The 14,851-nt window shown below is 74.3% G+C and carries 13 protein-coding genes; 8 read left to right on the top strand and 5 right to left on the bottom strand.

Annotation, left to right across the window (positions count from 1 at the left end; genetic code table 11):
* Positions 1 to 393: 393 nt before the first annotated feature.
* The 4 genes from purU to LX15_RS27115 all read right to left on the bottom strand — a co-directional run bounded on the left by purU (position 394) and on the right by LX15_RS27115 (position 4,158).
* Complete coding sequence (gene purU / locus LX15_RS27100) at positions 394 to 1,278, bottom strand: formyltetrahydrofolate deformylase (protein ID WP_253672749.1); 885 nt, start codon at positions 1,276 to 1,278, stop codon at positions 394 to 396.
* A 29-nt stretch (positions 1,279 to 1,307) separates the two neighbouring features.
* A complete protein-coding gene (locus LX15_RS27105) occupies positions 1,308 to 2,063 on the bottom strand; it encodes a maleylpyruvate isomerase N-terminal domain-containing protein (protein WP_253672751.1) in 756 nt (251 codons plus the stop codon).
* A gap of 722 nt (positions 2,064 to 2,785) precedes the next feature.
* Positions 2,786 to 3,583 (bottom strand): class I SAM-dependent methyltransferase, encoded by a 798-nt coding sequence (locus LX15_RS27110; RefSeq protein ID WP_253672839.1) that lies wholly within the window; start codon positions 3,581 to 3,583, stop codon positions 2,786 to 2,788.
* Between the two features lie 68 nt (positions 3,584 to 3,651).
* Positions 3,652 to 4,158, bottom strand: a complete 507-nt coding sequence (locus LX15_RS27115; RefSeq protein ID WP_253672753.1) for a DUF2505 domain-containing protein — start codon at positions 4,156 to 4,158, stop codon at positions 3,652 to 3,654.
* 25 nt (positions 4,159 to 4,183) lie between these two features.
* Here LX15_RS27115 and LX15_RS27120 point away from each other — a divergent pair, with 25 nt between their 5' ends.
* Together LX15_RS27120 and LX15_RS27125 are read left to right on the top strand one after the other, a co-directional pair.
* Positions 4,184 to 5,299, top strand: coding sequence for a UDP-N-acetylmuramate dehydrogenase (locus LX15_RS27120; RefSeq protein WP_253672755.1), 1,116 nt, complete (start codon positions 4,184 to 4,186; stop codon positions 5,297 to 5,299).
* Positions 5,300 to 5,496: 197 nt separating this feature from the next.
* Positions 5,497 to 6,564, top strand: a complete 1,068-nt coding sequence (locus LX15_RS27125) for a chymotrypsin family serine protease (protein ID WP_253672757.1) — start codon at positions 5,497 to 5,499, stop codon at positions 6,562 to 6,564.
* A 231-nt stretch (positions 6,565 to 6,795) separates the two neighbouring features.
* On the opposite strand, the gene LX15_RS27130 is transcribed toward LX15_RS27125, so the two are convergent.
* Positions 6,796 to 7,545, bottom strand: a complete 750-nt coding sequence (locus LX15_RS27130) for an SDR family NAD(P)-dependent oxidoreductase (protein ID WP_253672759.1) — start codon at positions 7,543 to 7,545, stop codon at positions 6,796 to 6,798.
* 195 nt (positions 7,546 to 7,740) lie between these two features.
* On the opposite strand from LX15_RS27130, the gene LX15_RS27135 reads away from it, so the two are divergent.
* The 6 genes from LX15_RS27135 (at position 7,741) to LX15_RS27160 (ending at position 14,788) form a co-directional block, all read left to right on the top strand.
* A complete protein-coding gene (locus LX15_RS27135; RefSeq protein WP_253672761.1) occupies positions 7,741 to 8,856 on the top strand; it encodes a L,D-transpeptidase in 1,116 nt (371 codons plus the stop codon).
* 108 nt (positions 8,857 to 8,964) lie between these two features.
* On the top strand, positions 8,965 to 9,801 hold the full coding sequence (locus tag LX15_RS27140) for an alpha/beta fold hydrolase (protein ID WP_253672763.1): 837 nt from the start codon (positions 8,965 to 8,967) through the stop codon (positions 9,799 to 9,801).
* Positions 9,801 to 11,138, top strand: coding sequence for a D-inositol-3-phosphate glycosyltransferase (gene mshA, locus LX15_RS27145; RefSeq protein ID WP_253672841.1), 1,338 nt, complete (start codon positions 9,801 to 9,803; stop codon positions 11,136 to 11,138). Before LX15_RS27140 ends, mshA begins: the two co-directional genes overlap by 1 nt.
* Positions 11,135 to 11,677, top strand: a complete 543-nt coding sequence (locus LX15_RS27150) for a type III secretion system chaperone family protein (protein WP_253672765.1) — start codon at positions 11,135 to 11,137, stop codon at positions 11,675 to 11,677. Before mshA ends, LX15_RS27150 begins: the two co-directional genes overlap by 4 nt.
* 93 nt (positions 11,678 to 11,770) lie before the next feature.
* On the top strand, positions 11,771 to 12,715 hold the full coding sequence (locus LX15_RS27155; protein ID WP_253672767.1) for a DUF4349 domain-containing protein: 945 nt from the start codon (positions 11,771 to 11,773) through the stop codon (positions 12,713 to 12,715).
* Positions 12,716 to 13,138: 423 nt separating this feature from the next.
* Positions 13,139 to 14,788, top strand: a complete 1,650-nt coding sequence (locus tag LX15_RS27160; protein WP_253672769.1) for an AMP-binding protein — start codon at positions 13,139 to 13,141, stop codon at positions 14,786 to 14,788.
* The last annotated feature ends 63 nt before the right edge of the window (positions 14,789 to 14,851 follow it).

The following is a 14,851-nucleotide window of genomic DNA, read 5'->3' on the forward strand; positions in this document are numbered from 1 at the left end:
CACAGCGTGATGGCCTTGGACGCTGGGTGACGGACCGATAGGCTGGAGCAGGGCTCGCCCCCCAGGGCGGGTGGGGGCTGACCTGAGGGAGGGTGGGGGCGGCGCGGGGGAGGACGACGCGTCGTCGACTGGCCCGGTCCGTCATGGACAGGTGTGCATCATGTGGCCCACGGGGTGCTGGGGTTCGGGTCGAGACGCCTGCCGCGTGACCTTGTGGCCTCGTACGGCTGGCGAGACACCGACCCTTCGCGCTGGGTGGCCGTCCTCTTGTCTGTCCACAATGGACAAAGTGGGGACGTCGGCGCTCCGCGCGTGTTCTGGCCGGCCGCCGGATCACCCGGCTGGCCGGCCAGAACCCGGCCAGAACACCGTCCTACCCTCGGGGAGACGGGGTCAGCGGAAGACGACCGTGCGGTTGCCGTGCACCAGAACCCGGTCCTCCAGGTGCCACCGCAGGCCGCGCGCCAGCACCACCTTCTCGATGTCCCTGCCCTTGCGCACCATGTCCGGCACCGAGTCGCTGTGGTCCACCCGGATCACGTCCTGCTCGATGATCGGGCCCGCGTCCAGCTCCGCCGTGACGTAGTGACAGGTCGCCCCGACCAGCTTCACGCCGCGCGTGTGCGCCTGGTGGTACGGGCGCGCGCCGACGAACGAGGGCAGGAAGCTGTGGTGGATGTTGATCGCCCTGCCGGACCACGCCACGCACAGCTCCGCCGGGAGCACCTGCATGAACCGGGCCAGCACGACCGCGTGCGGGTCGTGCGCGTCCACGAGCTGGCGCACCTGGGCGAAGGCCGCCGTCTTCGCCTCGGGGTCGGCGCCGGGGCGGGGGAAGGGCACGTGGTGGAACGGGATGCCGTGCGCCCGGGTGATGCCGGCCAGGTCGGCGTGGTTGCCGATCACCGCCCGCACGTCCACGTCCAGCTCGCCGGAGGCGACCCTGCCGAGCAGGTCGTACAGGCAGTGCCCCTCCTTCGAGACCAGCAGCACGACCCGCCGGCGCTCCGCCGTGTCGCTGATCCGCCAGTCCGTGCGACCGCCCAGCTCCTCGGCCACCCCCGCGAAGCGCTCCCGCAGCTCCTCGACGCCGAACGGCAGCGAGTCGGCGCGCACCTCCTGCCGCGTGAAGAACCACCCCGTCTCCTGGTCGGTGTGGTAGGCGGCCTCCACGATCCACCCGCCGAACTCGGCGAGGAAGCCGGAGATCGCGGCCACGATGCCGGTCCGGTCCGGGCAGCCGAAGGAGATCACGTAGCGACGCTCAGGCAGTGACACGCCGGTGATTCTCGCAGCTCAGCCGCTCGTCAGCGGCCCCGGGCCGCCAGGAGCAGCGCCTCGTCGCCCCGCGTCACCGCATGGTGTGGCCGCCCCCACGCCGCGCGGTAGACGGCGTCGGCGTTGCCGACCACGCTCGCGTCCGCGTCCAGCCCCTCGAAGTGGTGGGTGGTCTGCGGGAACTGCTCCGGCTCCAGCCGCACCAGCCAGGCGCGGCCCACGTCCACGGCGTGGAACAGCACGCTGCCGCGCAGCCGGGACTGGGCCCACGTGGTGACGTGCGAGGGCAGGATCCGAACCAGCAGCTCGTCGACGCCGTCGGCGGCGAACTCGGCGGGGAAGGCCACGTCGGGCTCGGATCGGGGTCCGCCCTCGGCCACGGCCAGGGCGTGTTCGGCGTCGAGCCGGTGGATCGCCGCCTCGTGCGCCTGGCGCCGCGCCCAGAAGCCGACCTCGGGCGTCGCGACCGGGGAGAACACCCACGCCGGCGCGGTCGGGTCGCTCGCGGCCAGGGTGTCGAGCATCCGACCCCGGTAGTCGTCCCACCAGCCGAGCAGGGTGCTCCACTCGCCCGGCGGCGTGGGCGCGGGACGGGGGTTCTCCGGGTCGCCGGTCGCCACGTTCTCCGCCACCCACGCGTGCACCCTGGCGATGTGGTCCACGAGCCGGCGCACGTCCCATCCGGGGCAGGTCGGCGTCGGGGCGTCGGGGCCGGCCGCCACGGCGGCGGCCCGCAGGGCCTCGGACTGGGTGCGGATCTCCCTGACGAAGTCGGCGTGTTCCACACACCCAGCCTAGGTCGACTCCGCCGGCGCCCGTCGGTTTCCCGGACCGGGGTTCGGCGCCTGGCGCCAGGGCGGCGCGTTCCCCACGCGGCCTCCCCACGCGGACCTAGGGTGTGGCTGTCTGTTCGGTGGCTGGCTGGACCTTCATGCTGGCGATCGTGAGGACGGCCGGGTAGGACTGGGTGGTCTTGTCGCGGCCGCGGTAGGTCACCGGGTCGAAGTCCGGTGGATCGAAGACTGGTGGTCGGCCGTGGCTGCCCTGGGCCAGCCGGTTGGGGACCCGGTCGCCTCGTCTGCGGGGTCGTGGCCGTGATGCTGGGGCGGCGCGGGTGTTCGTGGATCGCGTGGGTGCTCAGCCCCGGCGCGGGGGCCGAGCGCTTCACGGGCTGGCGCGGCGGCCGACGCAGCCCCCTTTTCTTCGTTCCGGTGGTGGGTTGGTGCGCCCGCACCACGGTGGAGTCCACATTGGGGTTCACTCCACCCTGCCGGTGGCGTCGTCAGGGGCCTGCGCGTGCTTCCGGTAACCGCGCCTGTCGTCGGCCTGTCCACGTGGGAACCGGTCGTTGACCGACTGTCATGGCTCCGAGCGTTCGGGCAGGTCCCATCACGGCCGGCCATGGCGTGAACCGTTGGGCGGCAACGGTTTGATCCGTGCTCACGCCTGATCGGTCAGCTCACCACGACGCACCCCAAGATCAAGTATCAGGCACGCCCTGGGCGTCTCAGCACGGCGCGACCACCGACCAGGGCAGGGTCAGCTCGCCGAGCCGCCAGCGCCGGCGGCCGTCCAGCACGGGCCAGCCGCGTTCGGCGAGCAGCCGGACCGCCTCCGTCCAACGGGCCCTGGGGCCGAACGGGGCGAACGGGGCCGCCGTGGCCCAGCAGGCGTCCAGCTCGGTCAGCAACGCGTGCACGCGCTCGCCGGGCACGTTGCGGTGGATCAACGCCTTGGGCAGGCGCTCGGCCAGGTCGGAGGGGGTGTCGACGGCCGAGGGGCGACAGGCCAGGGTGAGGGTGCGCGGCCCTTCGGCGTCCAGCGTCACCCAGCAGCAGCGTCGGCCGATCTCGTCGCAGGTGCCCTCGACCAGCACGCCTCCGGGTCCGAGCCGGTCGAGCAGGGTTCGCCACGCCTCGGCAGCCTGCTCCTCCGTGTACTGGCGGAGCACGTTGAACGCGCGCACGAGCACCGGGCGGCGGCCGGCCAGCTCGAAGCCGCCCCGCCGGAACTCCAGCCGGGGCGGGTCGGCCGCCGGCTCCGCGGCCGCCACCCGCTCGGGGTCGATCTCCAGCCCGAGCACCCGCAGGTCCGGGCGCACGACCCGCAGTCGGTCCGCCATCTCCACGGTGGTCACCGGCGACGAGCCGTAGCCGAGGTCGACGACCAGCGGGGCGGCCGCGGCGCGCACGCGCGCCACGAGCCAGGGCGTGCCGACCACCCAGCGGTCGACGCGGCGCAGCCGGTTCGGGTTCGTGGTCCCCCGCGTGGGCACGCCGAGCGCGCGCGCCCGGCCGGCGGCCAGCCGTGGTGCCCGTTTCCTCCTGGCCGGCGCGGTCGTCGGCGCGGGGCCGGGGGTGGTCGCCGGCGTGGTCACCGCGCCCCGCTGGTCAGCCAGTCCACGGTGAACGCGTGCTCGGCGGCCAGCAGCCGCCCCACCTGGTCCACGATCACCTTCTCCACCTTGCCGCCCACGAACGGCACCGGGACCTTCGCCACCAGGGTGACCGTGGCCACGCAGCCGTCGCCGGAGTCGGCGAGGCGCACCGAGCAGTCGATGCTGCCGGGCGTGCCGGGGACCTTCGCGTCGATGGTCGCGCCGGCCCCGGAGGCGGTGGGCTCCCACCGCTCGGTCCGCTCGATCACCAGGTCGCCGGGGACCAGCGAGCGGACGAAGGAGGGCAGCCGGTCGCCGGGGATCCCCTGGCGCAGCACCACCCTCGCGCCGCCGTCCGGCGAGGGCGCGTGCTCGACCAGTTCGGCGCCGGGGCCGCCGAGCGCGGCCAGCCGGGCGCGCAGGTACCGCTCGTCGACCAGCGCCGAGAGGACCTCGGCGGCCGGACGGGGGTAACGGTGCGTGGTCTCCGTGCTGGTCGCCATGCACCGCAGGCTACCGTTGGGCGTCGTGACCACCCCCCTGCCGAGCGCGTCCAGCACCGCTGCGGCCGGCTGCGCCGTCCGGCAGGCCGTGCCGCTGTCCGAGCACACCACGCTGCGGATGGGCGGCCCGGCCGCCCGGTTCGTGTCCGCCGAGCGGCCCAGGGACGTCGTCGAGGCCGTGACCGGCGCGGACGCCGCCGGCGAGCCGGTGTTGGTGCTGGGCGGCGGATCGAACCTGGTGGTGGCCGACGACGGCTTCGCGGGGACGGTCGTCCACGTGGCCACCAGGGGCCGTCACCTGGACCTGGTCGGGGACGGCGTGGTGGAGCTCACCGTCGAGGCCGGCGAGAACTGGGACGACGTGGTGGCCGACACCGTCGACCGGGGGCTGGGCGGGCTGGAGTGCCTGTCGGGCATCCCCGGCCTGGTGGGCGCGACCCCGGTGCAGAACGTGGGCGCGTACGGCGTCGAGGTGGCCGACCTGCTGGTCTCGGTCGACGTGCTGGACCGCCGCACGGGCAAGGTCAACCAGGTGCCGGCCTCGGGTCTGGGCCTGGACTACCGCACGAGCCTGCTCAAGGGGACCGACAGCGCGGTGGTGCTGCGCGCGCGGTTCGCCCTCCGCCAGGACGGCCGGTCCGCGCCGATCCGGTACCACGAGCTGGCCAGGGCGTTGGGCGTCGAGCCGGGCACGCGGGTGCCGGCGGCGCGGGCCCGGCAGGCCGTGCTGGAGCTGCGCCGGGCCAAGGGCATGGTGTTGGACCCCGACGACCACGACACCTGGAGCGCGGGCTCGTTCTTCACCAACCCGGTCCTGCCGGACACCGGGCTGGCCGACGTGCTGGGGCGGATCGCCACCAGGGTCGGCGCGGACGTGCGGGTGCCGACCTACCCCGGCGGGCCGGGCCGGACCAAGCTCTCCGCGGCGTGGCTGATCGAGCGGGCCGGCTTCGGGCGCGGGCACGCCGGCCCCGGCGGGCGGGTCGCGTTGTCCGCCAAGCACACCCTCGCGTTGACCAACCGGGGTGGGGCGCGCACCGAGGACCTGCTGGAGCTGGCCAGGGAGGTGCGGGACGGCGTGCGGGACGCCTTCGGCGTGGTGCTGCACCCCGAGCCGGTGTTCGTCGGCTGTCGCCTGTGAGGGACCGCCGGGTCCCACGAAACGTCGCGCGAACGTTGCGAAACGGCTGCGAAAAGTACCCCATCCGGCGATCTCAGCCAATCGGCTGAACGGCCGATCGGGTGACGTCTGGTGACGGAGTACTTACCCCACGTGTTCCATGGTGGTAGCGGCGTTGCCTCCGTGCTGTTCTGTGCCGCTTCTGGAGGAGGCCCATCATGGCCAGTGCGGGTGACCCGATGCGCAGGGACGAGATCCGGCCGGTCAAGCGGCGGGTCGAGGACGACCTCATCGTGCGGCCCGGCGTGGTCGGCGTCGACATCGGGGAGAAGGTGACCGGGGGTCGGCCGACCGGGCACCCGGCGATCGTGGTGGCCGTGCGTCGGAAGCTCCCGGCCGACGAGCTGCCGCCGGGGCAGCTCATCCCGTCGGAGATCGACGGCGTGCCGACCGACGTGGTGGAGGAGGAGTACGTCCTGCACCCCGCGGTGATCCCCCTCGGCGAGGAGGACTCGGACACCGGAGCCGACCCGGGCGCGGCGCCCCCGCTGGCGCGCACGATCGTCGGCGGGCTGAGCATGGGGCCGTGCCGGCCCATCCGGCTCGCGCCGCCCGACGTCCCCCAGCCCGGCGACTACACCACGGCCGGCACGATCGGCGCCCTGGTCACCGACCGAGGGGGCAGCGGCGCGGCCATGGTCGTGACCAACTTCCACGTGGCCTGCGTCGACGACGCGTGGTCGGTGGGCGACACGATGGTCCAACCGTCCAGGATGGACGGAGGGCGGTGCCCGCAGGACGTCTTCGGCACGCTGGCCAGGGCGGCGCTGTCCGGCAGGGTGGACGGCGCGATCGTCGAGCTGACCGAGGTCCGGCCGCACGAGAACGCGATCGCCGGGATCGGGCCGGTGCGCGGCGAGGCGGAGGCGGCCGTGGGCATGTCGGTGCGCAAGCGCGGCCGCACCACCGGTCTGACCACCGGCAGGGTCGCCTCGGTCGACGCCACCCTGTCCGTCAACTACGGCAACGGCCTCGGCGTCCGCACCCTCCGTGACCAGATCCGCGTCGTCGCCGACGGCGAGCGCTTCGGCGACAGGGGCGACTCCGGCGCGGTGATCGTCGACGCGGCGCGGCGCGTGGTCGGGCTGTACTTCGCCGGCACCGTCGACGGCAGGGTCGGGTTCGCCAACCCGATCGCGGCCGTCCTGACGGAGTTGGACGTGCGGCTGTGCACGCGGCCGCCCCACCAACGCGCCCCGGGCCTCGCCGAGCGCGCGGAGCCGTGACGCGCGGTCACGGCTGTCGCGAGGACCGGGGGTCCCGGCGCCGGCGACCGGCGTCGGGACGACAGGGGCGGGGAACGCCTCGGGGCAGCGCTCCCCGCCCCTGTTGCTCGGCTGCTCGGCGGACGGGCGGGGCGCTCCGGCGCCCGATCCGTCCGTCGTGGGTCACTCGCCCCGACGCGGCCTCGCGGTCCACCGCGGGCTTCAGGTCCACTGTGGACAGACCAGCGGGTCTCAGCTCCGGTGGGCGCGGGTCACCGAGTGCTGGTCGCGCGGCTTGAGCACGATCTGGTCGATGTTGACGTGCGAGGGGCGGGTCACCGCCCACGCGATCGTGTCCGCCACGTCCTCCGCGGTCAGCGGCGTCAGACCCTGGTAGACGGCGGAGGCCCTGTCCTCGTCGCCGCCGAAGCGGACCAGGGAGAACTCCGTCTCCACCATGCCGGGGCAGATCTCGGTGAACCGGACCGGCCTGCCGAGCAGCTCGCCGCGCAGCGTCCGGTGCAGCGCGGACTGCGCGTGCTTGGCGGCGGTGTATCCCGCGCCACCGTCGTAGACCTCCAGGGCGGCGATCGAGGTGACGGTCACCACGTGGCCGTCCCCGGAGGCGACGAGCCGGTCCAGCAGCGCCTTGGTCATCCGCAACGTGCCCATCACGTTGCTCTCCCACATGCGCCGCCAGTTCTCCTCGTCGGCCTCGGCCACCGGCTCCAGCCCCAACGCGCCGCCGGCGTTGTTGACCAGCACGTGGACCTCGGGCACCCGCTCGCAGAACGCCCGCACCGACGCGGGCTCGGCGACGTCCAGCGGCAGGGCCGTGCCGCCGATCTCCTCGGCGACCCGGCGGCAGCGGTCGACGCGGCGCGCCCCGAGCACGACGTGGAAGCCCTCGGCGGCCAGCCGCCGGGCGGTGGCCGCGCCGATGCCGGCGCTGGCTCCGGTGACGACGGCGACACGGCGGGAAACCTGCTGATCAGCGCTCACGTGCGGCATCCTCCCGAACCCGGGCCGGTCGCGCCCGTCCTGGCCCTGTGAGAACAGCCACCCGGCCGCTTGACGCACCGGGGAGGTGGCACCACGTCCTGGGAAGAGGGCACTCTGGTCCGAGGTGTGCATGGGAGGTGGTCGGTGGTGATTCCGTCGCGGGGGCGGGCACGGACCGGTCTGGTTGGTGCGGCGATGGCGGTGGCCCTGCTGCTCGCCGGGTGTTCCGGGGGATCGGCGGGGGGTTCGGCCCCCCAGACGCAGAGCGCGCCGCCGCCGAAGGTCACGACGGAGCCGGCCAACGGCGCGGTCGACGTGAACCCGAAGACGCCGATCAGGCTCACCGTGGCGGACGGGACGCTGGAGGAGGTCCGGCTCACCAACCCGGAGGGCAAGCCGGTCGAGGGGCAGCTCGCGCCCGACAAGAAGAGCTGGGCCAGCGACACCCCCCTCGGCTACGCCAAGACCTACACCTGGTCGGGCAAGGCCAGGGGCGCCGACGGCAAGGAGACGCCGGTCGAGGGCAGCTTCACCACGGTCAAGCCGAAGAGCAAGGTGCGCGCCACGCTGTTCCCGTACCAGGGCGAGGTCGGCGTGGGCATGCCGATCAGCGTGAAGTTCGACCAGCCGGTGCGGGACAAGGCCGCGGCGGAGAAGGCGCTGAAGGTGGAGACCTCGGTGCCCGTCGAGGGCTCGTGGGGTTGGCTGAGCGCCTCGCAGGTCGACTGGCGGCCCAAGGACTACTGGCCGGCCGGGACCAAGGTGAAGGTCAGCGCCAACCTCTACGGCGTGTCCTACGGCGACGGCGCGTGGGGTGTGGACGACCTCACCGGTGACTTCGCCATCGGCCGCAACCAGGTCGTGAAGATCAACACGCCGACGCACCAGATGGACGTCTACCGGGACGGCCAGAAGGTGGCCAGCTACCCGGCCAGCTTCGGCAGGGACGACGTGCCCGACCTGAACACGCCGAACGGCACCTACATCGTCATGGAGAAGCGCGACACCTTCAGCTTCGACAACCCGAAGTACGGCTACACCAACGTTCTCAAGAAGTGGGCCGTGCGGTTCTCCAATCACGGCGAGTTCATCCACGAGAACGAGGACAACCGGGCGAATATCGGTCGGGCCAACACCTCGCACGGCTGCGCCAACCTCACCGAGCCCGACGCCAGGGCCTACTACAACAGCGCGATGGTCGGCGACCCCGTCGAGGTGACCGGCGCCGCCTACACGCTGCCCGCCCAGTTCGACGTCTACGACTGGCAGATCGACTGGCCGACCTGGCAGTCCAAGTCCGCGCTGCGGTGAGGGCGACACCCGACAGGCCGTCCGTGAGACTCCCCACGCGGGAAGCATCGCGCCACGCGGGCGGTTGATGCTTCGTGGTGTCGTCGGCGGACTGGGAGTGGGTGGCACGTGGACACACGGACGTACGTCGAGGGCTCCGGGGGCGCCCGGCTGGCCCTGCGGGAGGTGGGACCGGCCGGCGCGCCCGCCGTGGTGCTGGTCCACGGCTGGGCGCAGTCGGCCGAGTCCTGGCGTGCGCAGCTCGACGACCCGGCGCTGGCCGGTGAGTTCCGGCTGGTCGCCGTGGACCTCCGGGGGCACGGCGACTCCGACGCGCCGGCGGACGGCTACGCCGACCCCCGCGTCTGGGCCGACGACCTCGCCGCGGTCCTCGCGCACGTGGGCGCGCCCTCGGTCCTGGTCGGCTGGTCCTACGGCGGGCTGGTGATCGCCGACTACCTGAGGGCGCACGGCTCGGCCTCGGTCGCGGGGCTCGCGTTCGTCGGCGCGATCACCGAGATCGGCAGGGGCCGGAGGGGCGGCGCGGTCGGGGCCACGATGCGGGCCGCGTTGCCGGCCGCGCTGTCCGAGGACTTCGCGGTCGCCGTCCCCGCCCTCTCCTCCTTCTTCTCCGACCTCGGTCCCGAGGTCCCCGGCGAGACGCGGCAGCGCCTGTTCGCCGCGGCCCTGCGCACGCCGCCCCGGGTCCGCGCGGCGCTGTTCCGCAGGACGCAGGACAGCGCCGACGTGCTGGCCGCGGTGGACGTGCCCACGCTCGTCCTGCACGGTCGCGCGGACACCGTCGTCGACCCGTCCTGCGCGGAGTTCGCCGCCGAGCGCGTTCCCGGCGCGGAGCTGAGCTGGTGGGACGGCGTGGGCCACGCGCCGTTCGCCGAGCGCCCCGCCGCGTTCGCCGCCGAGCTGGCCGGCTTCGCCCGGCGCTGTCTGGCGGGGGCCGCGCGGTGATCGGCTCGGTCCGCGCCGTCGGGGCGAACCGGCGGCCGAGGCGGGTCGCGGTGCTGTCCGTGCACACCTCGCCCCTGGAGCAGCCCGGCACCGGGGACGCCGGCGGCATGAACGTCTACATCGTGCAGACGGCCGTGCGGATGGCGCGGCACGACGTCGCCGTCGAGGTGTTCACCAGGGCCACCTCGTCCGACCTCCCGCCGTCGGTCGAACTCGCGCCCGGCGTCACCGTCCGCCACGTCGTCGCCGGGCCGTTCGAGCGGCTGAGCAAGAACGACCTGCCCTCCCAGCTCTGCGCCTTCACGGCGGGGGTGCTGCGCGCCGAGGCGTTCTCCGCCCCCGGCCACTACGACGTCGTGCACTCGCACTACTGGCTGTCGGGCCAGGTCGGCTGGTTGGCCAGGGACCGCTGGGGCGTGCCGCTGGTGCACACCGCGCACACCCTGGCCAAGGTCAAGAACGCCGCGCTGGCCGAGGGCGACACCCCGGAGCCGAGGGCCAGGGTGATCGGCGAGGAGCAGGTCGTCTCCGAGGCCGACCGGTTGGTGGCCAACACCGAGGTCGAGGCCACCCAGCTCGTGGACCTCTACGGGGCCGCCCCGGAGCGGGTGGCCACCATCCCGCCGGGCGTGGACCTGGAGCGGTTCACGCCGGGGGACCGGCTCGCCGCCAGGGCCGCCCTGGGCGTCCCCCGGGACGCGGTCGTGCTCGCCTTCGTCGGCCGCATCCAGCCGTTGAAGGCGCCGGACGTGCTGGTGCGCGCCGCCGCCGAGATGGTCGCGCGGGATCCGGGGCTGCGGGACCGGCTCGTCGTGCTCGTGGTGGGCGGTCCGTCCGGCACCGGCACGGAGCAGCCCGAGGCCCTGCGCACGCTCGCCGCCGAGCTGGGCGTCACGGACGTGGTCCGGTTCCTGCCGCCGCGCTCCGGCGCGGAGCTGGCGCGGGTCTACCGCGCCGCCGACGTGGTGGCGGTGCCCAGCCACAACGAGTCGTTCGGCCTGGTGGCGCTGGAGGCGCAGGCGTGCGGGACGCCGGTCGTCGCGGCCGCGGTCGGCGGCCTGCCGGTGGCCGTGGCCGACGGGGTCTCCGGCGTGCTGGTGCCCTCGCACGACCCGGTCGAGTGGGCGCGGGAGCTGGCGGACGTGGCGTTGCGCCCCGGCCGGCGCGACGCGCTGGCCGCGCACGCCGCGGCGCACGCGGCCCGGTTCTCCTGGGATCGCACGGCCGAGGCGCTGCTGGAAACCTATGCGGAGGCGGCGCGGGTGTTCCGCAGGGAGACGGGCACGCGGATGCGGGCGGTCGACGCCGCGACGCGGCCGGAGGAGGTGGCGGTGTGACCACGGCGGGAGCCGACGGGCGGGACGCGCTGGACCAGGTGATCGCGTCCACTTTGGACGAACGCGAGCTGCGGTACGACCGCAGGGCGCCCGGCCGGTACTTCGTCACCCTGCCCGGGGTGAAGAAGCTCCAGACCAACTGCTGGCTGATCCTGGACCGGCACGCGTTGCTGGTCGAGGCGTTCGTCTGCCGCCGGCCCGACGAGGCGCACGAGGAGGTCTACCGCTACCTGCTGCGCCGCAACGCCCGGCTCTACGGCGTGCACTACACGATCGACAAGGCCGGCGACATCTACCTCGTCGGGCGGATCGGCCTGCCCTCGGTGACCCCCGACGAGCTGGACCGGGTGCTCGGGCAGGTGCTGGAGGCCGCCGACGGCGACTTCAACACGTTGCTGGAGCTGGGTTTCTCCACCGCGATCCGCCGGGAGTGGGACTGGCGGGTGTCGCGGGGCGAGTCGCTGGCCAACCTCCAGCCGTTCCGCCACCTGGTGGAGCGCGAGGAGGCCGGCTCCGGTCCGAGCGCCGTGGCGGAGTAGGCCGACCGGCCGCTTTCCGCGCCGTCGCGCCCGGCCCGGCAACGCCGGGCGGTGCTCTCCCCGTCCCATCGCGAACAGCGATGGGAGGTCGTCATGCCAGGAGGTTGGGCGCGACTCGCCGTTGTGGGCGTGCTCCTGCTCGGGCTGGCCGGCTGCACGAGCGGCAGCGTGGGTTCGGCGCCCGCGACAGCGCGGCACGGCGAGGCGGCGGGGAACGCCGCACCGGAGGAGAAGGCCGCGGCCGGGCGGGGCGGAGGCGGGCAGGTGGGCACGCAGCCGCCGGACAACCGCGCGCCGGATGACCGCGCGCTGGGCGCCGCGGAGCCCGAGCGGCGCGTGATCCGCTCGGCGGAGGTCGAGGTGCGGCAGGGAGATGCCGCCGCGACGGCGGGCAGGGCCAGGGAGGTCGGCGTCCGCGCGGGCGGTTTCACCGCGGCCGAGGAGACGCGCGCCCACGAGGCGCGCCTGACCATGCGGGTGCCCTCGGACCGGTTGGACGGGGTGCTCGACGAGCTGGCCCGGCTCGGCGACCTCGTGCGCAGGGAGCAGCGGGCGGAGGACGTCACGGACCAGCTCGTGGACGCGCGGAGCAGGATCGCGTCGCAGCGGGCCAGCGTGGAGCGGGTGCGGGCGTTGCTGGACCGGGCGGGCAGCGTGTCCGAGGTGGCGCAGGTCGAGGCCGAGCTGGCCAGACGGCAGGCCGAGCTGGAGTCGTGGGAACGCCGGCACGAGAGCCTGTCCGGGCGCGTGGCACTGTCCACTGTGGTCTTCCGTGTGACCGTGCCCTCGGCGGAGGGCTCCGGGGGTGGCGGCTTCCTCGGCGGGCTGTCGACCGGGTGGCGGGCCTTCACGGCGGCGTCGGGAGCGGTGCTCACCGCGTTGGGCGCGTCCGCGCCGTTCCTCGTGGTGCTCGGCGTGCCGGCCTTGGGAGTTCTCTGGGCGCTCCGCCGGCGTCGTGGCCGATCTCTCGACCTACCTCTCGGCCGCCGCCGCGTGGATCACGTGGCCGAGGAGGCGAAGGCGGTGGCGGAGGCATAGGGGGCGGTCGGCCCCACCCGTCCGGATCACGGCGGGGAGCGGGGGCGTCGCCGGGGGGGGCGGCGCGGGGCGGCTCGGGAGAGAGGGGGGAGTCGCGAGCTCGAGCCGCCCCGCGTCAGGTCCCGCCGCGGCGGATCCTCGGGCGGGGGGCACCCTGGGATCCGGGCGGGGCCGTGGCCCGACGGGGGAGACGAACCACGGTGTTCACTCTCGCTTGATCGGGGAGTGCGTGGGAGCCGATCACGGGAGAGCGTTGTCAACTTGGCAGAAGCCGGGAGGCGTCCACAAGCCCGCGTCGCTGCTCCATTCGGGTGTTATTAGGTCGGCGAAGTAACGGTGCGATCTCGGAACGGCGGACCTTGACCGTCCACTGTGACCCCCGACACGATGGGGCGACCGTCGTGCCGTCGCCGGAGGTGGCCAGTGGTCCTGCGCAGCCCGTTCCCCGACGTGGTGGTTCCGGACGTCCCACTACACGAGCTCCTCTTCGCCGAGCTGGGTGCGCACGCGCGGCACACGGCGTTGGTGGACGGGGCGACCGGGCGCTCGATCAGCTACGGCGAGTTGGCGGAGATGGTCGACCGGGTCGCGGCGGCGCTGGCCGCGCGTGGGGTGGGCCGGGGCGACGTCGTCGCGGTCCTCGGCCCCAACATCCCGCACTACGCCGTGGTCCTGCACGGGGTGCTGCGCGCGGGAGCCACCGCGACGACGATCAACGCGCTCTACACCGCCGAGGAGATCGCCGGCCAGCTCGCCGACTCCGGCGCCCGGCTGGTGTTCACCGTCTCCCCGTTCCTGGAGCGGGTCACCGCGGCGGCCGACTCCACCGGGGTCCGGGAGATCGTGCTGATGGACTCCGCCGACCCCGACCCCGACCCCGACCCCGACCCCGCCTCCGACCGCGCCGCCGGTGACGCCGACACCGCCCGCGCGGCAGGTCACACGCCCCTGTCCGACCTGCTCGCGCACGACGGCCCGCCGCCGGACGTGGTGATCGATCCCGCGACGGACGTGGCGGTCCTGCCCTACTCCTCCGGCACCACCGGACGGGCCAAGGGCGTCCGGCTGACGCACCGGAACCTCGTGGCGAACCTCGTGCAGTGCCAGGCCGTGATCCCGGTGACCGACCGGACCCGCGTGCTGGCCGTGCTGCCGTTCTTCCACATCTACGGCATGCAGGTGACCATGAACCACGCGCTGTACAACCGCGGGACCGTGGTCACGCTGCCGAGGTTCGACCTCGCCGAGTTCCTGCGGGTGATCGCCGAGCACCGCACCGACCGCGTGTACGTCGCGCCCCCGGTCGTGGTCGCGCTGGCCAAGCACCCCGCGGTCGCCGACGCCGACCTGTCCGCGTTGGAGGTGCTCTTCTCCGGCGCCGCCCCGCTGGACGCCGAGCTGGCGGCCTCGGTGCGGGCCCGGCTGGGGTGCCGGGTCCGCCAGGGCTACGGCATGACCGAGCTGAGCCCCGTCAGCCACGCCATCCCCGGCGACCGCGACGACATCCCTCCCGGCACGGTCGGCCTGATGCTGCCCAACATGACCGCCAAGCTCGTCGACCCGGCCACCGGCGAGGAGGTCGGGCCCGGCGTGCCGGGGGAGTTGCTGCTGCGCGGCCCCAACGTGATGGCCGGGTACCTGAACGACGAGGCGGCGACCGAGGCCGCGTTCGACGACGAGGGCTTCCTCCGCACCGGCGACGTGGCCGTCGTCGACGGGCAGGGCTGCTTCAGCATCGTCGACCGGGTGAAGGAGCTGATCAAGTACAAGGGCTACCAGGTGCCGCCGGCCGAGCTGGAGGCCCTGCTGCTCACCCACCCCGGGATCGCCGACGCCGCCGTGGTCGGGGTGCCCGACCCCGAGGGCGGGGAGGCGCCCAAGGCGTTCGTCGTGCGCCAGGCCGGGGCGGGGGAGCTGACCGCCGAGGACATCATGGCGTACGTGGCGGCCAGGGTGGCCCCGCACAAGAAGGTCAGGGCGGTCGCGTTCGTCGACGCGGTCCCGAAGTCGCCGTCGGGGAAGATCCTGCGGCGCGCCCTGCGGGCAGGGGAGGAGGCCGCCGCGGCGTCCTGAGCCCGGTCGTCAACCAGGTCGTCAACGCGGTCGTCAACCCGGTCGTCCCGCGCGCGCCGGCCC

This window comes from Streptoalloteichus tenebrarius, assembly GCF_024171885.1.
Taxonomy (GTDB): Bacteria; Actinomycetota; Actinomycetes; order Mycobacteriales; family Pseudonocardiaceae; genus Streptoalloteichus; species Streptoalloteichus tenebrarius.